The organism is Burkholderia sp. MSh2, from assembly GCF_000731655.1.
Lineage (GTDB): Bacteria > Pseudomonadota > Gammaproteobacteria > Burkholderiales > Burkholderiaceae > Burkholderia > Burkholderia paludis.
This window is the reverse complement of sequence record NZ_JPGM01000053.1, coordinates 56,259-74,498: the sequence shown is the minus strand read 5'-3', so window position 1 is coordinate 74,498 and position 18,240 is coordinate 56,259. Positions and strand designations below refer to the sequence as shown.

Here is an 18,240-nt window from a genome sequence, read left to right as displayed (position 1 = left end):
GGGCGGGATCGACGATCCCGACGAGCTCGACGAGCAGCTGATCGCCTGGCTGAGGTATGCGCACCGGCGTGCGCGTGTCGTCAGGGGCAGCAGCGGCGGCCGGAAGTTGCTCACGCAGATGCACCTGCCGCAGAAGGAGGTGGAGAAGGCCTCGCCCGACATGGATGGCGGCAGGGCTCTGCAGGTCGGACCCGACGCCGCCGACTATGCCGGCGACGAGGACGACGGGCCTTTCTCGGATGCGCTGTCGATCGTCCGGGTGGACATGGGCTACGAAGTCGCGCAGGAAATCGTGGCGTGCATGGTGTCCGGCGCGAACCGGAGGTTGACCGACGTGTTGTTCGGCGCGCGCGTCGCGCGGGCCAGCACGCTGATCCGGATGGCGGCGCATCACCTGCGCGTGAACAGCGAGAATCGCATCTCGATTGCGGAAGCGGCGCAGGCGGCGGCGATGAGCGAGCGCAATTTCCTGCGGCGCTTCAAGAACGAAATCGGCGTCACGCCCACCGAGTTCGTGCTGAGAATCCGCCTCGAAAAAGCCTGCCGCATGCTGATCGAGACGGATCTCCCCGCGGACAAGGTCGCGAGGCGCACCGGCCTGGGCAGCGGCGACCGGATGGCCAAGCTGTTTCGCCAGCACCTGCAGACCTCGCCGACCGAATACCGGACCGCCGCGCGAAAGGGCGGCGATGCGTCGGCGGAGATGCTGTACGCGTCGGATCTGAGCGACTGGATGAGCGGCACGACCTCCTAGGGCGCGTGGCGCGCCGACCGGTATCGATCCGCCGGATTCGATACCGTGCAAGCCGTTTCATGACGGATATTCGTGTTCAAGTCGAATTGCGAAGCCGTCATTCCGGAATAAAAACCGGATATCGGTCAATCAAAATGCGACGAAGTCGGATTCAGCCACAATCGTGGCGCGGTCCGACATGGCGCGTCAAAAGCACCCTTCCGCCGGATTAACTTATCGACTGGACTTTCGAGGAGGCGGCACCCCGGCACTCCTCGGAATTTTGCCTGCCGTGCTGCCGTGAGCGCACTGCGCAGGCCTTTTTATTCGTCGAGCCAGCATTCGCGCCGATCGCGTCCGGCCGGTGCTTGCCCGCATGTTCCGGGCGGCGAGCGAAGGATTCGGTCGCTGCCCGATGCGCCTGAAACGACCGGCGCGGTCCATCGAAATTCAATAACCGTTCGTCAATCGCTTCAGCGCGCGCTTGCCATTCGCGTGCGGAATTTCATTGCGCAATCGATGAAATGAATTGAATGAATTCGCGCGGAAATCGGCCTTGATTTGTTCCGCCATCAACAAGGCGAATTCGGACGCAAGCGGTAAAAGCGCGAATGGCGACGCATATGATGCGCTGCGGAAACATTGAAGCAACGACGTCGCGACGATCGCGCCGCGTTGAATGTGCATCGTGCCGGGCCGGAGCGGCCAGGGGGATGCGCATCGCATGCAGTGAAGACGTGAGGCGCCGACGCGCCGCGCGAACGGGTGTTGGACGATGAATTAGGAGTTCACATCAATGAATTCGTTGATCAATCGAGCGACCGATATCGGGCTGATCGTGCTGGGCGCGTTCATTCCCGCGTCGATCGGTGCGGCCGGCGGTGCGCGAGGGGCCCTGTTCGACGGTGCGCTGGTGGCGTTCGCCGCCGCGCTGGCGTTGACGGTATTTCCGGCGTGCGGCATCTACGAGCCGGCGCGCAAGCGATCGCCGTTGCGCGTGCTCGGCCGCACCGTGCTCGCCTGGAGCGTCGTGCAGGGCATGAGCACCGCACTCCTGTACGTGCTGCATCGCGCACACGTGCTGTCGAGCGAATGGTTCGTGTACTGGACGCTCGCGAGCGGCATCGGCCTGATCGCCTTTCGCGCGCTGACGCTCGCGATCTTCGGCGCGATCGAGCGGGCGGGCGGCCAGGTTCGCGCGGCGGGCATCGCGCACGCCGACCGGTTCGGCCAGCAGGAATCCGGCCACGCGGCGGCAGGGCGAATCGGGCGGATGGTCAAGCGAAGCTTCGACCTGGCCGGCGCGTCGCTGTTGCTGGTCATGCTGGCGCCGGTCCTGTCGGGCATCGCCTGGACCGTGCGGCGCGACGGCGGCCCGGCGATCTTCGGTCACGAGCGGGTCGGCCGCAACGGCCGGCGGTTCAAATGCCTGAAATTCCGTTCGATGGTGACGAACGCCGATGCGGCGCTCAAGGCGCTGCTGGAGCGCGATCCCGACGCCCGCGCGGAATGGGATCGCGAGTTCAAGCTGAAGAACGACGTCCGCATCACGCCGGTCGGCCGGTTCCTGCGCAAGACGAGTCTCGACGAGCTGCCGCAACTGATCAACGTGCTGAGGGGCGACATGAGCCTGGTCGGGCCGCGCCCGATCGTCGAGGCCGAGCTCGAGCGCTACGGCACGGACGCGCGCTACTACCTGATGGCGAAGCCCGGCATGACCGGCCTCTGGCAGGTCAGCGGCAGGAACGACACCGACTATTCGACGCGCGTGTCGCTCGACGTGTCCTACGTGCGCGAATGGTCGCTGCGCCGCGATATCGGGATTCTGTTCCGGACGATCAACGTGGTGCTGCGCGGTTCGGGCGCGTACTAGCCGCGACGGGCCCGCGCGCCGGCAGGGGCGCGGGCGATCGCGGAAGGTGGCAGCAGGCAGCAAGTCCGATCTAGACAGGGGTGCTGTACACGCGTCGATGCGGCGCGTGGCGATCGGAGCAATTTCAAATTAGAACAGGTGAGAGGTTGTCATGCAGAGGTTGCGTCTCATGGTCGCGGCGCGTTGGTCCGCGCCGCGACGGCCGGCGCGTGCCGGTTCGCTTGCGGCGATCCTGCCGCTGTGCGCATTGCTGGGTGCGTGCGGTATCGCGCCGGGCATGCGCATGCAGCAGCCCGCGTCGATTCCGCTGCAAAGCGGCGCCACGCCGGCCGACAGCGCCGCGCTGCCGGTTCCGGTCACGAACATCGACCTGTCGCTGATCCGGCGGCTGCGCGATGCGGAGCACGGCGCGCGCGGCGACGCGCGCGACATCGTCGCCGCGCCGGGCGTCTACACGATCGGGCGCGGCGACGTGCTGCAGATCACGGTATGGGATCACCCGGAACTGGCGGCGGCGCTCGGTGCGCCCGCGCAGGCCGCGCCGCGCGCGGCGGATGCGGCGCCGGGTTTCGTCGTCGACCAGGACGGCACGCTGCAGTTTCCGTATGCGGGCCGGCTGCCGGTCGCGGGGCTCACGGCCGAACAGGTGCAGACGCAATTGACGCACCGTCTCGACAAGACCTTCAGGAATCCGCAGGTCACGGTGCGCATCGCGTCGTTTCGCGCGAAGCAGGTGTATATCGAGGGCGAGGTGCACACGCCGGGCACGCAGCCGCTCAACGACATCCCGATGACGCTGTACGACGCGATCGGGCGGGCCGGCGGCTTTGCGGCGTCGGCCGACCAGAGCCGGATCGTCCTTGTGCGCGACGGCGTCGAGCGCCGGATCGACCTGACCGAGATGGCCGAACAAGGACGCAATCCGTCGAAGATCGTGCTGAGGAACGGCGACCTGGTGCGCGTGCTGCCTCGCGACGAGAGCGGCGTGTTCGTGATGGGCGAGGTCAACAAGCCGGTCACGGCGATGCCGATGCGCAACGGCCGCCTGACGCTGAGCGAAGCGATTTCGCAGGCCGGCAGCCTCAATGCGAACACGGCCGACGCCGCGCAACTGTACGTGGTGCGCGGCATGCAGGACGAGCAGCCGCAGGTCTATCACCTCGATGCGCGCTCGCCGGTCGCGATGGTGCTGGCGAACCAGTTCCAGCTGAAGCCGAAGGACGTCGTGTATGTCGACGGCAACGGGCTCGTCCGGTTCAGCCGCGTGCTGAGCCTGTTGATGCCGGCCATCAACGCCGGCCTGACCGCGGCGATTGCGACCAAATGATCGAATCCATCCTGATCGTTTGCGAGGGCAACATCTGCCGCAGCCCGATGGCCGAAGCGATGCTGCGCCGGGCAATGCCCGGGCGCCGCGTCGTGTCCGCCGGCCTGAACGCGCTGGTCGGCATGCCGGCCGCGCCGTATGCGCAGGACGTCATGCGCCTGCGCGGATTCGACGTGTCGACGCACCGCGCGCAGCAGATCGGCTTGTCGCTGTGCACCGAAGCCGACCTGATCCTCGTGATGGACCGGCGGCAGCGTGCGTCGCTCGAAAGCCAGTTCCCGTTCGTGCGCGGCCGCGTGTTCCGTATCGGCGAATACACGGATTTCGACGTGCACGACCCTTACCGCCAGCCCAGGTTCGTATTCGAACGCTGCGCGCGACTGATCGAGCTCGGCGTGTCCGAGTGGTCGAAGCGCCTGCGCATCGTCTGAACGCCCCACCGGAACACATTCGCCTCCTATCGTTGCCATGACCCAACCCTCCGCCCCGCCGCAGCACGCCGCCGAAGAAGGCGGCGAGACCGATTTCGTCGCGGTGCTCGACATCCTGCTGGAAAGCCGCTGGCTGATCGCGGCCGTCACGTGCGTATTCCTCGTCGCGGGCCTCGCATATGCGGTGCTCGGCAAGCCGGTGTTCGAAGCGAACATCATGGTCCAGGTCGAGGACAGCCCCGATACCTCCGCCGCCAAGTCGCTGCTGGGCGACGTGTCCGCGCTGTTCGACGTCAAGTCGTCGGCGGCCGCCGAACAGCAGATCCTCGCGTCGAGGCTGGTGGTCGAACGCGCGGTGGACAGGCTGCATCTGTTCATCGACGCATCGCCCAAGCGCTTTCCGCTGATCGGCGACTGGATCGCGCGCCACGGCGACGGGCTGTCCGATCCCGGCCTGGCCGGAGTTGGCGGCTACGCATGGGGGCGCGAGCGCATCGACGTGTCGACGTTCGACGTGCCGCGCAAGAACGAAGGCGACAAGTTCGTGCTGACGAACCTGGGCGGCAAGCGCTATCGGCTCGAAGGCGGCGATTTCGACGCCGCGGTCGAGGGCACGGTCGGCACGCTGGAGCGATTCCGCTCGCCACGCGGCCCGGTCGCGCTGCGCGTCGACGCGATCGACGCGAAACCCGGCGCCGCGTTCGTGCTGGTTCGCAACTCGCGGCTGAAGACGATCGAGGATATCCGCGACCGCCTCAACGTGCAGGAGCGCGTGAAGCAATCGGACGTCGTCGTCGCCAGCCTGCAGGACACCGATCCGAAGTGGGTGAGCGACACGATGAACGAGATCGGCCGCCAGTACGTCCGGCAGAACATCGAGCGCAAATCGGCCGAGGCCGCGCAGTCGCTCGAATTCCTCAACGCCCAATTGCCGCAGCTCAAGGCGCAGTTGACCGATTCCGAGGCGCGCCTCACCCGCGTGCGCAACGAGCACGGGACGGTCGATCTCACCGAGGAAGCGAAGCTCGCGCTGGCGCAGAGCGCGGACGCGAAGACGCGCCTGCTCGAACTGCAGCAGAAGCGGCAGGAACTGATGTCCCGCTTCACCGAACGGCATCCGAGCGTGGCCGCGATCGACGAGCAGATCGCGGCGCTGGGCGGCTACCGGAACGCCGCCGAGCTCCAGATCCGGCGCCTGCCGGATCTTCAGCAGGAAACCGTGCGCCTGATGCTCGACGTGAAGGTCAACACCGATCTCTACACGGCGTTGCTGAACAACATGCAGCAGCTGCAGCTCGTGCAGGCCGGCAAGGTCGGCAACGTGCGCCTCGTCGACACGGCGGCGGTGCCGGAGGTCGCGGTGCGGCCGAAGAAGGCGCTCGTCGCGCTGGCGTCGCTGCTGCTCGGGCTGCTCGCCGGCTGCGGCGCCGCGATCGTCCGCTCGATGCTGTTCCACGGCATCTCGGACCACAACGAGATCGAGCGCCGGCTCGGCCTCGCGGTCTACACGACCGTGCCGATCAGCGACCACCAGCGCGAGCTGGCCGAAGAGGCCGCACGCAAGCGCGGCCACAAGTCGGTCCTGTCGGTCGACTACCCGAACGAGCCGGCGGTGGAGTGCCTGAGAAGCCTGCGCACGGCGCTGCAGTTCGCGATGCTCGAGGCGAAGAACAACATCGTGCTGATCGCCGGCCCGGCGCCGGGCGTGGGCAAGACGTTCATCTCGTCGAACCTGGCGGTGGTGATGGCCAGCGCGGGCAAGCGCGTGCTGCTGATCGACGGCGACATCCGCAAGGGGCGGCTGCACGACTATCTCGGCTTGCCGCGCGGGCGCGGCTTCACCGAGCTGATCGCCGGCAGCGCCAACGTGGACGACGTGATGCATCGCGAGATCGTCGACGGCCTCGATTTCATCTCGACCGGGACGATACCGAAGCACCCGGCCGAACTGCTGCTGAACCGGAACCTCGCGCCGCTGGTCGACGCGCTGTCGTCGCGTTACGACATCGTCATCGTCGACTCGGCGCCCGTGCTCGCGGTGCCCGATGCCGGCATTCTCGGCGCGATCGCCGGCACGTCGCTGCTGGTCACGATGGCCGGCAAGACGAAGCTCGGCGAGATCGGCGAAGCGGCGAAGCGGTTCGCGCAAAACGGCATCCGCCTGAACGGCATCATCTTCAACGGCGTCAATCCGCGGCTCGGCCAGTACGGATACGGATCGAAGTACGGCGGATACCGGTACGTCTCCTATGAATACGGGATGCACGATGCGTGACGCGCGCACGATCGTCGACGGCGCACCGCACGGGCGCAGCGGGGGCGGGCGATGATCAATCCACGGGATTCGATCGTTTCGCTGGCCGGCGTCGTGGTCGGGCAGATCGCGCTGTTCGCCTGCATCTTCGTGATCGGGCGACGGTTCGGCCCGGCGTCGCTCGGCCACTTCAACTACCTGCTCGCGCTGGCGACCTTCGCCGGCACGTTGCTGGCGTTCCGCTACGAGCTTGCGTGCGTCGACGACGATCCGCGCGAGTCGTTCAATGCGTTCGTCAACGTGACGGCGCTGGGCCTGACCGTCGTGGCCGTGGCGGCGACGGCGATCGGCATCGCCGGCCGCACCGACCTGCTGGTCGTCGCGGTCTATGCGCTGGCGTCGTTCGTGCAGCTGGCCGCGGCGTCGTACCTGAACAGCCTGCGGCGGTACGGATGGATCGCGGTGTCGCGCGTGGTCGTCAACGGCGCGTTTCTCGCCGGCCTCGTGCTGGCGCCGGCGTGCCGCGCATGTGCGGGCGGCGACGTATTCGACCTGTACGCGTGGGTGAGCGCGGCGGTCTCGCTCGCGATCGCCGCCGCGATCCTGCTGACCGGCTACCGGGCCGGCCATTCGTTCCGGCTGTCGCGCGGCTTCTTTGCCCGCAACCGCCGTTTCGCGCTGTACATCCTGCCGTCGACGTTGTGCGCATCGGTGCTGACGTATGCGCTGTCGATCGCGATACCGCACTGGTTCGACGCGCAGAGCGCCGGCTACTTCGCCGCTGCCTACCGGCTCGGGTTCTTTCCGGTCTCGCTGATCGCGCAGAGCGTGGGCGGCGTGTTCCGGCGCGACGCGATCGGCGCGATGGCGCGGCCGGACGCCGCCGCGACGGTGCCTCGGGTGTATCGCACCTACGCGCGTGCGCTCACGGTGCTCGCGGCCGTCTACATGGCGGGCGGGCTGCTGCTGTTCGGGCCGCTGGTCGACCTGTTCTTCGGCGACAGCTGGCGGGGTTCGGTCGGCTTCTATCGCAGCCTGATGCCGCTCTTCGGGCTTCAACTGATCTATGTGCCGCTGTCGCAGATATTCCTCGCCACGCGCGCGCAGCGCACCGATTTCCTGTTCCAGCTGGCGTGCGGCACCAGTCTCGTCGGCGCGCTGGGGGTGGCGAGACTGACGGACCTGTCGGCCGCCGCCAGCGTGCAGCTGTTTTCGCTGACGGGCGCGGCGCTGATGGCGGCCGGCATCGCGCTGACGTACCGGGTACTCGACGCGAACCTGAACCGATCCCGTGCGCCCGCATGACGGCGCCGCCACGACGAACGAGCACACCATGATCCTGATAGTCATCGATTCCCTCCAGCGGTACGCCTTCGTCACCCGCCTGGTGAACGAGGTCCGGCACGAGTACGAGTTCGTGTTCCTGACGAGCGAACCCGTCGCGCATCTCGGCCTGCTGCGGCGCGGCTACCGGTCGGTGTACCTGAACCGCTTCCTGCCGGCCGACGAGCCGGACGCGCAGGCCGCCGACCGGACGCCGTACCGGTTGTCGATCGAGGTGTTGAACGGCCAGATGACGGAGGCGCGCGCGCGGCGCGAGTCGGCGGCGATCTTCCGGATCGCGTCGGAGCAGCTGCGCAGCCGGCGGGTCGACCTGTGCGTGATGTGGAACGGGCAGCAGCTCGTGTGCCGCGCGGTCAGGCAGGCGTGCACGGTGCACGACGTGGCGACCCGGTTCATCGAGATCTCGAATCTGCCGGGCAAGCTGTTCGCCGATTCGCTGGGCGTCAATGCGCTGTCGACCATCAGCCGGAACCCCGACGTCATCGATCGCCTGCCGCTGCCGGACGAGGAGACGCATGCGCGATGGCTGTCGCGCTACGAGCACGACAAGCGGATGCCGCTGCCGCAGGCGCGGACGTCGCTGGCGCGCAAGGCGATGTCCACGGCCAACTACGTGCTGAAGGTCGTGAGCCGCGGGGTCGCCCGCAAGCGCCTCGCCAGCGTGCGCGCGCGCAACGGGATGCCGGCGCCGCGCCAGGCGGTGCACCTGCCGACCGAGACGCTGTCGAGCTGCCGCTACGTGTTCCTGCCGCTCCAGGTGTCCGGCGACACGCAGATCAGGCTGCACTCGGAGGTCGGCAATCTCGACGCGATCCGCCAGGCGTTCGAGTTCGCGGCGAACGAGAGCGCCGACCTGTTCGTGAAGCTGCATCCGGCCGAGACCGATGCGGCCGAGATCGACGCGATCCTGCGCCTGCAGGAGACCTATCACTTCGAGATCGTCACGTCGCCGACCACGGACCTGCTCAGGCATGCGTACGCGGTCGTCACGATCAATTCGACGGTCGGGCTGGAGGCGATGCTGTACGGCAAGCGCGTGGTGTCGCTCGGGCGGTGCTTCTACAAGGAGTTCGACCGCGACCGCCTGCTGAAGTACATCCACTCGTTCCTGATCGACGGCATCGACTACTTCGGCACCGCGCGCATTCCGGCCGACGCGGCCCGGCGCGTATTCGCGGAGGCGAACTGACATGGCCGTCACCTTGCGCAACACCGTCGAGGCGATCGCCGAGGACTGCCGCTGCAACGCGTTCTTCAAGACGCGCTGCGTCGTGATCTTCTACCGGATCGTGCATTACCTCGCCTGCCGGAGCGCGTTCACGCTGGTGGCCGGCGCGCCGCTCATCGTGCTGTACATCGTGCTGTGCGACTGGCTGATGGGCATCGAGATCCCGGTGAAGACGAAGATCGGCAAGGGGCTCGCGCTTTATCACGGCACGGGCCTCGTGATCAACGGGTACACGGTGATCGGCGACTACTGCACGCTGCGGCACGGCGTGACCATCGGCAACACCATCCGCAAGGACGGCACGATCGGCGGCGTGCCGACGATCGGCGATCACGTGGAGTTCGGCGCGCACAGCGTCGTGCTCGGCGAGATCAGCGTCGGTCATCGCGCGCGCATCGGCGCCGGGGCCGTGGTGCTGAGCGACGTGCCCGACGGCTACGTCGCCGTCGGCGTCCCCGCGCGCATTCTCGACAACGGAAAGGAGCCGAAATGAGCGTCTTCATCCTGCATCCCGGCAAGGCGAACTATCCCGAGATCGCCGCCTACGGGCGTTGCCTGAGGGCCTACGGCTACGAGGTGTTCGACGGCGATCTCGACGCCTACGCGCGCTTTCCGGACCGGGACGCATGCATCCTGTGGTGCATCATGGGCTTCTATCGCGCGTTGCCGCCGGCCAGGTACGTGATTCACGACTATCGCTCGCTGTCGGTCGGCCGGCTCGCCGCGATGAAGGATCGCGTGAAGCGCGTGCTCAACGTCCGCCCCGACCTGCGGATCTTCCAGAATGCGCGCATGCGCGACGCGATGGCGTTCCGCGACGACGTGCGGACGCTGCTGCTGCCGATGGGCGTGCCGGACTGGATCTTCGATCCGGCCGCCAATGCCGCCGGCCCGGTGCACGCGGCCGCGGGCCGGTTCTGCTACATCGGCGAAATGAGCCGCGAGCGCGGTTTTCACAAGGTGCTGGCCGCCTACCGCGACGCGCGGCGCGACGCGGCCGACACGCTCGTGCTGGTCGGCCAGCCGGAGCCCGAAATCCAGGCGGCGTTCGGCGCGACGCCGGGCATCCGGTTCGTCGGCCGCGTGCCGCAGCCGGATGCGCTGCGCATCGTGCGCGACAGCGACTACGCGGTGTGCTTCTTTCCGTATCACCGCCCGCATTGCTTCCAGACCCCGACGAAGCTGCTCGAATACGCGTCGCTCGGCAAGAAGATCGTCTGCAACGACGCGCCGTCTAACGTGCGCACCGCGCACGAACTCGGCATCCAGTGCCACGTGACCGGCGCGGCGATCTTCGACGAATTGTTTCCGCTGTCGCGGATCCGCGCGCACCGCACCGACCCGGCCGCGATGAAGTCGCTCGAATGGGGGCGCGTCATCGAGCGCTCGGGCGTGCTGGCCCATATCGGCGCGGCGGCGCGTCGTTCATGAGGACGGCGCCGATGAAGATCGTCCACATCGTCGAATCCAGCGCCACGGGCACGTTGTCGATGGTGTGCCTGATCGCCAATCGTCTCGCGCGCGAAGGCCATGACGTGCACGTCGTCTACTCGGTGCGGCCGGATACGCCGCCCGGGCTCGCCGCGATGTTCGATGCGCGCGTGACGTTGCATCACGTCCAGATGCAGGGGGCGAGCCTGTTGCGGAACGCGTTCCGGCTGCGCGCGATGCTGACGGCGCTCGGGCCGGACGTCGTGCATCTGCATTCGTCGATCGCGGGCTTCCTCGGGCGCCTGTCGACGCTGTTCGCGCTGCCGGGAACGGCGTTCTTCTACAGCCCGCACTGCATTTCGTTCATGCGCCGCGACATCTCGCAGTTGAAGCGCCTGGCATTCATCGCGCTGGAGAGGCTCGCGTGTGCGCGGAAGTGTCTTTACGTGGCCTGTTCGGAAAGCGAGGGGCGTGCGATCCGCGCATGGCTGCGCCAGCCGGCGGTGGTGATCGAGAACGCGGTCGGCGACGGCGCGCCGCGCGCCGCTTCGGACGACACGCCGCCGGCGGCGGACGGGCCCGTGTGCGTGACGACCGTCGGCGGCGTGCGCACGCAAAAGGATCCCGCGCTGTTCGCGCGGATCGCGCACGGCATGCGCGGGCGCGGCATGCGGTTCGTCTGGATCGGCGACGGCGACGACGCGCTGAAGGCGCAGCTCGCGGATGCCGGCGTCGAGGTGACCGGGTGGCTGCCGCGCGACGAAGTGGCGCGCCGGCTCGAACGGGCGGACGTGTACCTGTCGACGTCGTCGTGGGAAGGCATGCCGGTGTCGGTCATCGAGGCGATGCTGGCCGGCCGGCCCGTCGTCGTGTCCGACTGCGCCGGCAACGTGGATGTCGTGCGCCATCTGCAGACCGGGGTGCTCTACGCGACGGCGGACGATGCGCTCGCGTGGCTGGAGCGCCTCGCCGGCGACCGCGCATTGCGCGGGGAGCTGGGCCGGCGCGCCGGCCGGGAAGCGCGCCGGCGTTTCGGCGAGGAACGCCTGTATGGCGAGCTCGCGTCGCTTTATGCTGCATGGGCGGCGCGCTGACAGTCGGCCCGGCCGCCCGGTCGCGCGGCATCCGCCGGCCTGCGACGCGAACGACGCCGATTCAATTTCATGGAGAACTGTATGAATGTATCGATCACGCCGGACATCACGGTGGGCAACGACCTGCCGTTCGTGCTGTTCGGCGGCCTCAACGTGCTCGAGAGCGTCGAGTTCACGCTCTACGTCTGCAGCCGGTACGTGGAAGTCACGCGCCGGCTCGGTATTCCGCTGGTGTTCAAGGCGTCCTTCGACAAGGCCAACCGCTCGTCGATCCACTCGTATCGCGGCGTGGGGTTCGACGAGGGCCTGCGGATCTTCGAGGAGATCAAGCTGCGGTTCGGCGTACCCGTGATCACGGACGTGCACGAGGTGTGGCAGGCCGAGCCGGCGTCGCAGGTCGTCGACGTGCTGCAGGTGCCGGCGTTCCTCGCGCGCCAGACGGATCTCGTCGTCGCGGTCGCGCGGACCGGCAACGTCGTCAACATCAAGAAGCCGCAGTACATGAGCCCGACGCAGATCGAGCACGTGGTGTCGAAGTGTCGCGAAGCCGGCAACGACCGCGTGATCGTGTGCGAACGCGGCACGTCCTTCGGTTACGACAATCTCGTCGTCGACATGCTGGGGTTCCGCCAGATGCGCGACGTGACGGGCGACTGCCCGGTGATCTTCGACGTCACGCACAGCCTGCAGATGCGCGATCCGGGCGGCGCCGCCTCGGGCGGCCGGCGGCGCCAGGTGCTCGATCTCGCGCGGGCCGGGATGGCGGTCGGGCTGGCCGGGCTGTTCCTCGAGGCGCACCCGGAGCCCGACCAGGCGCGCTGCGACGGCCCGAGCGCGCTGCCCCTCTCGCAGCTCGACGCGTTCCTGCAGCAGGTCAAGGCGGTGGACGACCTGGTCAAGCGGTTCCCGCCGCTCGATATCCGGTGAGCGGCGCGACGTATCGCGGGGCCGTGCGGCTGGTGCTGTTCGACGTCGACGGCGTCCTGACCGACGGCCTGCTGCACGTGACGGCCGAAGGCGAGGTCATGAAGCGCTTTCACGCGCACGACGGCGTGGCGATCGCGCTGCTGCGCGCGCACGGCATCCGCAGCGGCATCCTGTCGGGCAAGCACAGCGGCGCGCTGACCTGGCGGGCGCACGAGCTCGGCATGGACGTGCTCGTGACCGGCTGCAAGGACAAGGCGGCCTGCTATGCGGGCATCAAGGCGCGGCGGCAGATCGACGATCGCGAGATCGCCTACGTCGGCGACGACGTGAACGATCTCGCGGTCATCGAGCGCGTCGGCGTGTCGTATGCGCCGGCCGATGCGCATCACCTGGTCCGGACGCGCGTCGATCATGTCACGCGCGCGGCCGGCGGCCGCGGCGTGGCGCGCGAGGTGGCCGAGCATGTGCTGCTCGGCGCCGGCCTGTCGCTCGACGACGCCTACCGGCCCTTACTCGAACAATGGAGCGGACGTGACGTCACTCAATAACGGGCGGCCGGTGCATGTCGTGATTCCGGCCCGATACGGCTCGACGCGCCTGCCGGGCAAGCCGCTCGTCGACCTCGGCGGCGAACCGATGATCGTCCGCGTGCATGCGCGCGTGAGCGGCGCGCTGCCCGGCGCGGACATCGTCGTCGCGATCGACGACGCGCGCATCGCGGAGGTGCTCGACGCGCGCGGCATCCGTTTCGCGATGACCGGCGCGCATCACGCGTCCGGCACCGACCGCGCGGCGGAAGTCGCGCGTGCGGCCGGCTGGCCCGCCGGCGACGCGGTGCTCAACGTGCAGGGCGACGAACCGCTCGTGCCCGGCGCGCTGCTGAAGGCCTTCGCGGCCTTTTGCGCCGCGCAGCCGGACCTCGGCGTCGCGACGGCGGCGTGCCCGGTCGACGAGGCCGCGCAGCTCGACGATCCGGGCATCGTCAAGCTCGTCGTCGATCGGCGCGGCCGCGCGCTGTACTTCTCGCGCGCGGTGATCCCGTTCTGTCGCGACGGCCGGCCGGCGGCCGCGGACGGCGGCGGGTTCCTGCGGCACATCGGTCTCTACGGTTATTCGAATAAGGCGTTGCAGGCGCTCGCGGGCACGGCGCAGTGCGAGCTGGAGCAGCTTGAAAAGCTGGAGCAGTTGCGCGCGCTGTGGCTCGGCATGCCGATCGACGTGATGCGCTGGCCCGATGCGCCGCCGGCCGGTGTCGATACGCCCGACGACGTCGCGCGCGTCGTCTCCTTCCTCAAACGACATACCCATGATGCGACATAACCATATTGAATCCGCCCGGCAGGTCTTCGAGATCGAGTCGCGGGCATTGGCCGGCGTCGCCGCGCGTCTCGACGCGAATTTCGACGCGGCGGTCGAGACCATCCTCGGCTCGCGCGGCCGCGTCGTCGTGTGCGGCATGGGCAAGTCCGGCATCGTCGGCCGGAAGATCGCCGCGACGCTGTCGAGCACGGGTACGCCCGCTTTCTTCATGCATCCGGGCGAGGCCTATCACGGCGATCTCGGCATGGTGACGCCGGACGACGCGTTTCTCGCGATCTCGAATTCGGGAGAAACGGACGAGGTGATCAAGCTGATTCCGTTCCTGCGCAACAACGGCAACGACCTGATCGCGCTGACCGGCAATCCGTCGTCGACGCTCGCGTGCGCCGCGCGGATCCATCTCGACATCGGCGTCGAGCGCGAGGCCTGTCCGCTGCAACTGGCGCCGACCGCGTCGACCACGGCGACGCTCGCGATGGGCGATGCGCTGGCCGTGACGCTGATGCGCGCGCGCGGTTTCCAGCCCGAGCACTTCGCGCGCTTCCACCCGGGCGGCTCGCTCGGCCGCCGGCTGCTGTCCACGGTCGACGACGAAATGGCGTGCGGGGATCTGCCGTTCGTGACGGAGGAGACGTCGGCGCTCGACGTGCTGGATGCGATGACACGCGGGCGGCTGGGCCTCGCGATCGTGAAGCGCGAGGCCGGCTGGGGCATCGTGACCGACGGCGACGTGCGCCGCGCGATCGAGCGGCACGGCGACGCCGTGCTGCGGCGCACGGCGGCCGACATGATGTCGGTCGAGCCGTCCACGGTGCCGCCCGGCACGCGGGTGGAGGACGCATTGCTGCTGATGCAGCAGCAGCGCATCGGCGCGCTGCTCGTCTCCGACGGCGCGCACATCGTCGGCGTCTTCAAGAAGTAGGCGCGGCGGCGGCCGCGCTACTGCAGGCTCTGCGTCAGCGCCCTCGGCGCGGCGTCCTGGCGGAAGCGCGGCACGCGCAGGAACGTGATGAAATTCGAGTCGTGCTGGCTTGCCGCGCCGCCTTCCGGATCGTCGAACGCCACGCGGAGCACCGCGATCAGGTCGTCGCCGTCGAATTGCCAGTCGACGTACTGGAAACCGTGCCGCTTCACGTCGGCGTGTTGCAGCACGACCCGCCGGGCGGTCCACTGCCTGAGATCGGGCGAGGACAGCAGCACCAGCGTGTTGCGCACGCGCTCGAGGTTCGCCCGCCCGACGCTCTTCGGCACCGCGTTCGTGATCGTCCAGTACTGCTTCGAGCGCGGGTCGAAGCGGATCGTGAATTTCTTGCCGGCGCCGGGCAGGTCGACGAAATCGCGCGCCGGGTCGAACGACAGCGTCCGGCCGTCCTCGCCCGTCGCGACCAGCGCGGCCTTCTCCGGGCCGTTGTCGGTGTTCACGCGCAGCATGACGGCCGGCGCCGCGCCGGGCCTGCCGACGACGTTGCCTTCCTCCCACGACTCGAAGCGGCCGTCGAGCCAGCGCCGGTCCGACGGCAGATGGACGGACGCACGCCAGTTGCGCGCGTCGAGCAGATCGCGGTCGGCGGGCGCGGACATCACCAGCGCGCGCAGGTCGCCGTCCTCGACGCTTTCGTACGCGCGCCAGACCCGCCCGCGATCGACGAGAACCGGCACCGGCCCGGTGATATAGCGGCCCGCATACGGCAGCAGCCCGGTGGCGGCGTCGACCGGCGTGGTCCAGGTCGCGCCGCCGTCGTCGGAGCGGCGAATCGACGGCGTGCCCATCGAGCGGTTGGTGCCCATCAGGTACAGCGCGCCGCGCAGCACGAACAGCGACGACCAGTACTGGTCCGGCACGTCGTCGAGCTTCGACCAGGTCGCGCCCTTGTCGTGCGACGTGAAGACGGACACGCGGTTTTGCGCGGCGGCGGGGCCGAACGTGTCGCAGGTCGCGACGTAGTCGCCGTTCGGCAGCACGGCCAGCGACGGCGAGCCGAGATAGACGCGCGTGGCCGCCCGGCTGTGCGCGACGATCTGGCCCGGCGGCGCGGGTGCCGGCGCGGGCGCGGCGTTCGAGGCCGTCGCCGTGCAGTACGCGCACAGCGCCGCGAGGATCGGCCGTTTCATCGCGGCCAGCTTCGGCAGGTACGGAAATGTGGTCATGTCATGTTTGCCAGCGGTTTGCCGCCGAATGCGCCCGGGTGCGGGCGCGCGGCGGCGCGCCTGCGTGGCGCGTCCTGGTCGGCCAGCACGACGAACAGCAGGATGGTGAGCCAGAGCATGCCATAGAGGACGTGATACTTGAACAGCAGGATCGGCAGCAGATACAACAGGTATTTCCGCCTGCCCCGGCGGCGAAACAGCACGAACAGCGTGCCGATGAACGCGACGGACCCGGCGGCGCCCGCCGCGAACACGAGGTAGATGTAGAACGAGCTGTCCCGCACCTGGTAGCCGCGCAGATGGGTTTTCCCGACGTTGTTGCGTTCGTCCCAGAACAGGCCGCCGCCGAACACGCCGGCGACGACGTCGCGCTCGGTCAGCTCGGTCAGCACGAGCGTGCGGCTGCCCACCGCGTCGTAGTCGACGGACTGGTTGACGCGCTGGTCGTACACGCCGTAGAGCCACGGGACGCACGCCAGCGCGACGGCGACGACGGCGATCCGGGCCCCGATCCGCCCGCGCCCGGCGAGGACGTGCAGCCCGCACAGCGCCGCGCACACGACCATCGAGGCGATCGAGAAGCTCAGCAGCGCGGTGGCGAACGCGACCACCGGCGCGAGCGTGACGCGCCGCTGCGACAGCAGCAGGATCACCGCGCTCGGGACGACGGTCATCGCATAGAAGGACGGCTCGGAATACAGGCCCAGCGCACGGATCGAAATCAGGCTGTCGCTGAGTGCCTTGGTCGCGTAGAGCGCTTCGGAATCGGATTCGCGGACATAGCTGTCGAAGTCGATGAAGTGGCCCGTCGCGAGGTAGAAGACGAGCTGAAACGTGAAGAACGCGGCGTGGACGTAGATGAGCGTCCGGCACGCCGTGTCGAGCGAATGCCGCGTGAGCACGCCGCCGGCGAACATCCAGTAGCTCAGTGCGATATACGTCTGGATCAGCACGAACTTGATGTAGAAGTTCAGGTAGAAATCGCCGAACGCGGACAGGATGAACGCGACGCAGGTGCTGATCAGCCAGTACGTGCACACCGGAAACAGGTGCCGCTGGCGCGTCGTCAGGGTCGGCGCCCGGAGAAAGGCGAGCGCGCACAGCAGGAAATACGCGGCGAAGGTTGCCCGTACGCTGAACGCATTGAGGGAGAAGAACAATACGCTGGCTGAAAATAGCAAGGTCGACATGCATGCGCCCGATCGGAGAGTGCGGATGCGCCGCGTGACGGCCGTTGCGGCGCCGCGCGGCGAGGTGCCGTGCGACGCGGGCGGCATGGCTGCCGGGCAGCGCCGGCTCGCCGGTTCGCACGCGGAACGCGCGCGTCGTTCGGCACGAAGCGGTTCCGGCGATCAAGCATAGACGGCCGGGCGGCGGGGCGAACGCGGCCGTCCGATCGCGGCGGGGTTCTGTCGGTTTCCGGCAGGGTCCGTCCCGCGGAGGGCGCGGGTGCGGGTGCGGGTGCGGGTGCGCTCCGGCGGGCCGGGCGGGCGCCGCGCGGCGCGGCCGCCCGGGGCCGTCCGGGGCCGCGACCGTCAAGGCGGCATCGCGTAGCGTCCGCACAGAAACGGCGAGTACAGTTCGATCGCCGCCTGGATCGGCGCGTGATGTCCATACGCGACGGCCGACACGGCAAGCAGCGACGCGGCGGCGAGCAGCCGATACCGGGGCGCGATGCGCGGCGCGCCATGCCGCCGCACGAACGACAGCGCGACCGCCGAGCCGACGATCCAGCCGGCGACGACTTCCGACGGCGTATGCGCGTCGTCGATCACGCGCGCGACGCCGATCAGCGCGCCGAGCGCCAGCCCGAGCGCGAGCGACGCGCCGGGCCGCAACCGCGCGCAGCCGGCCAGCGCGAGCGCGCAGGTCATCGGCCATACCGCCGCCGCCAGCATCGTGTGTCCGCTGATCACGCGGAAGTCGATCGCGCGGATCTGGATGCCGCAGCCGGCGTACAGCGTCTTGGTGGCGCCGACCAGCGCCATGCCCGCGGCAAGCATCAGCGTCCACGCGGCCGCCCCATGCCGCCCGGCGTTCGACCGCGTCAGCCAGCCGATGCACGCGACGGCAAGCGGCAGCGTCACCGCCGCATCGCCGAGATCGCTGACGGCCACCCACATGAACGGG

17 protein-coding genes are annotated in these 18,240 nt (G+C 68.7%); 14 read left to right on the top strand and 3 right to left on the bottom strand.

Going from position 1 to position 18,240, the window contains the following annotated elements; all coding sequences use genetic code 11:
• The 14 genes from GQ57_RS28150 to GQ57_RS28080 form a co-directional block, all read left to right on the top strand.
• Window positions 1-754 (top strand): helix-turn-helix domain-containing protein (locus GQ57_RS28150; protein ID WP_034199608.1); only part of this gene is annotated, 754 nt, incomplete at its 5' end.
• 775 nt (window positions 755-1,529) lie between these two features.
• Window positions 1,530-2,606 (top strand): sugar transferase, encoded by a 1,077-nt coding sequence (locus GQ57_RS28140; RefSeq protein WP_031397976.1) that lies wholly within the window; start codon window positions 1,530-1,532, stop codon window positions 2,604-2,606.
• A gap of 151 nt (window positions 2,607-2,757) precedes the next feature.
• A complete protein-coding gene (locus GQ57_RS28135; protein WP_052001507.1) occupies window positions 2,758-3,933 on the top strand; it encodes a polysaccharide biosynthesis/export family protein in 1,176 nt (391 codons plus the stop codon).
• Window positions 3,930-4,364: a low molecular weight protein-tyrosine-phosphatase gene (locus GQ57_RS28130; RefSeq protein WP_031397974.1), complete on the top strand. Its 435-nt coding sequence runs from the start codon at window positions 3,930-3,932 to the stop codon at window positions 4,362-4,364. The genes GQ57_RS28135 and GQ57_RS28130 overlap by 4 nt, the downstream gene beginning before the upstream one ends.
• 37 nt (window positions 4,365-4,401) lie before the next feature.
• Complete coding sequence (locus GQ57_RS28125) at window positions 4,402-6,639, top strand: polysaccharide biosynthesis tyrosine autokinase (protein ID WP_031397973.1); 2,238 nt, start codon at window positions 4,402-4,404, stop codon at window positions 6,637-6,639.
• A 51-nt stretch (window positions 6,640-6,690) separates the two neighbouring features.
• Window positions 6,691-7,923 (top strand): lipopolysaccharide biosynthesis protein, encoded by a 1,233-nt coding sequence (locus GQ57_RS28120; protein WP_034199606.1) that lies wholly within the window; start codon window positions 6,691-6,693, stop codon window positions 7,921-7,923.
• 28 nt (window positions 7,924-7,951) lie between these two features.
• Window positions 7,952-9,151 (top strand): capsular polysaccharide export protein, LipB/KpsS family, encoded by a 1,200-nt coding sequence (locus GQ57_RS28115; RefSeq protein ID WP_034199616.1) that lies wholly within the window; start codon window positions 7,952-7,954, stop codon window positions 9,149-9,151.
• Between the two features lies 1 nt (window position 9,152).
• Window positions 9,153-9,683, top strand: a complete 531-nt coding sequence (locus GQ57_RS28110; RefSeq protein WP_031397970.1) for a serine O-acetyltransferase — start codon at window positions 9,153-9,155, stop codon at window positions 9,681-9,683.
• A complete protein-coding gene (locus tag GQ57_RS28105; RefSeq protein WP_031397969.1) occupies window positions 9,680-10,621 on the top strand; it encodes a glycosyltransferase in 942 nt (313 codons plus the stop codon). Before GQ57_RS28110 ends, GQ57_RS28105 begins: the two co-directional genes overlap by 4 nt.
• Window positions 10,618-11,715, top strand: a complete 1,098-nt coding sequence (locus GQ57_RS28100) for a glycosyltransferase (protein WP_425322002.1) — start codon at window positions 10,618-10,620, stop codon at window positions 11,713-11,715. Before GQ57_RS28105 ends, GQ57_RS28100 begins: the two co-directional genes overlap by 4 nt.
• Window positions 11,716-11,796: 81 nt before the next feature.
• Complete coding sequence (kdsA, locus tag GQ57_RS28095) at window positions 11,797-12,642, top strand: 3-deoxy-8-phosphooctulonate synthase (protein ID WP_031397967.1); 846 nt, start codon at window positions 11,797-11,799, stop codon at window positions 12,640-12,642.
• Window positions 12,639-13,190 carry a KdsC family phosphatase gene (locus tag GQ57_RS28090; protein WP_034199605.1) on the top strand — a complete coding sequence of 184 codons (552 nt, stop codon included), beginning with the start codon at window positions 12,639-12,641 and terminating at the stop codon, window positions 13,188-13,190. Before kdsA ends, GQ57_RS28090 begins: the two co-directional genes overlap by 4 nt.
• The gene (gene kdsB / locus GQ57_RS28085) at window positions 13,174-13,962 is read left to right on the top strand and encodes a 3-deoxy-manno-octulosonate cytidylyltransferase (protein WP_034199604.1); all 789 of its coding nucleotides are present in this window, start codon (window positions 13,174-13,176) and stop codon (window positions 13,960-13,962) included. Before GQ57_RS28090 ends, kdsB begins: the two co-directional genes overlap by 17 nt.
• Window positions 13,949-14,884 (top strand): KpsF/GutQ family sugar-phosphate isomerase, encoded by a 936-nt coding sequence (locus GQ57_RS28080; protein WP_031397964.1) that lies wholly within the window; start codon window positions 13,949-13,951, stop codon window positions 14,882-14,884. Before kdsB ends, GQ57_RS28080 begins: the two co-directional genes overlap by 14 nt.
• 17 nt (window positions 14,885-14,901) lie before the next feature.
• On the opposite strand, the gene GQ57_RS28075 is transcribed toward GQ57_RS28080, so the two are convergent.
• From GQ57_RS28075 to GQ57_RS28065, 3 genes are all read right to left on the bottom strand, one after another.
• Window positions 14,902-16,074, bottom strand: a complete 1,173-nt coding sequence (locus GQ57_RS28075; protein ID WP_034199614.1) for a sialidase family protein — start codon at window positions 16,072-16,074, stop codon at window positions 14,902-14,904.
• Between the two features lie 32 nt (window positions 16,075-16,106).
• Window positions 16,107-17,300, bottom strand: coding sequence for a hypothetical protein (locus GQ57_RS28070; protein WP_031397962.1), 1,194 nt, complete (start codon window positions 17,298-17,300; stop codon window positions 16,107-16,109).
• A gap of 345 nt (window positions 17,301-17,645) precedes the next feature.
• Window positions 17,646-18,233: a phosphatase PAP2 family protein gene (locus GQ57_RS28065; RefSeq protein ID WP_031397961.1), complete on the bottom strand. Its 588-nt coding sequence runs from the start codon at window positions 18,231-18,233 to the stop codon at window positions 17,646-17,648.
• Window positions 18,234-18,240: the final 7 nt, after the last annotated feature.

Bases quoted from the DNA above. Each gene is read 5' to 3' on its own strand.
- GQ57_RS28140 (WP_031397976.1), top strand. From the start codon at position 1,530: ATGAATTCGTTGATCAATCGAGCGACCGATATCGGGCTGATCGTGCTG.
- GQ57_RS28135 (WP_052001507.1), top strand. From the start codon at position 2,758: ATGCAGAGGTTGCGTCTCATGGTCGCGGCGCGTTGGTCCGCGCCGCGA.
- GQ57_RS28130 (WP_031397974.1), top strand. From the start codon at position 3,930: ATGATCGAATCCATCCTGATCGTTTGCGAGGGCAACATCTGCCGCAGC.
- GQ57_RS28125 (WP_031397973.1), top strand. From the start codon at position 4,402: ATGACCCAACCCTCCGCCCCGCCGCAGCACGCCGCCGAAGAAGGCGGC.
- GQ57_RS28120 (WP_034199606.1), top strand. From the start codon at position 6,691: ATGATCAATCCACGGGATTCGATCGTTTCGCTGGCCGGCGTCGTGGTC.
- GQ57_RS28115 (WP_034199616.1), top strand. From the start codon at position 7,952: ATGATCCTGATAGTCATCGATTCCCTCCAGCGGTACGCCTTCGTCACC.
- GQ57_RS28110 (WP_031397970.1), top strand. From the start codon at position 9,153: ATGGCCGTCACCTTGCGCAACACCGTCGAGGCGATCGCCGAGGACTGC.
- GQ57_RS28105 (WP_031397969.1), top strand. From the start codon at position 9,680: ATGAGCGTCTTCATCCTGCATCCCGGCAAGGCGAACTATCCCGAGATC.
- GQ57_RS28100 (WP_425322002.1), top strand. From the start codon at position 10,618: ATGAGGACGGCGCCGATGAAGATCGTCCACATCGTCGAATCCAGCGCC.
- kdsA (WP_031397967.1), top strand. From the start codon at position 11,797: ATGAATGTATCGATCACGCCGGACATCACGGTGGGCAACGACCTGCCG.
- GQ57_RS28080 (WP_031397964.1), top strand. From the start codon at position 13,949: ATGATGCGACATAACCATATTGAATCCGCCCGGCAGGTCTTCGAGATC.
- GQ57_RS28075 (WP_034199614.1), bottom strand. From the start codon at position 16,074: ATGAAACGGCCGATCCTCGCGGCGCTGTGCGCGTACTGCACGGCGACG.
- GQ57_RS28070 (WP_031397962.1), bottom strand. From the start codon at position 17,300: ATGTCGACCTTGCTATTTTCAGCCAGCGTATTGTTCTTCTCCCTCAAT.
- GQ57_RS28065 (WP_031397961.1), bottom strand. From the start codon at position 18,233: ATGTGGGTGGCCGTCAGCGATCTCGGCGATGCGGCGGTGACGCTGCCG.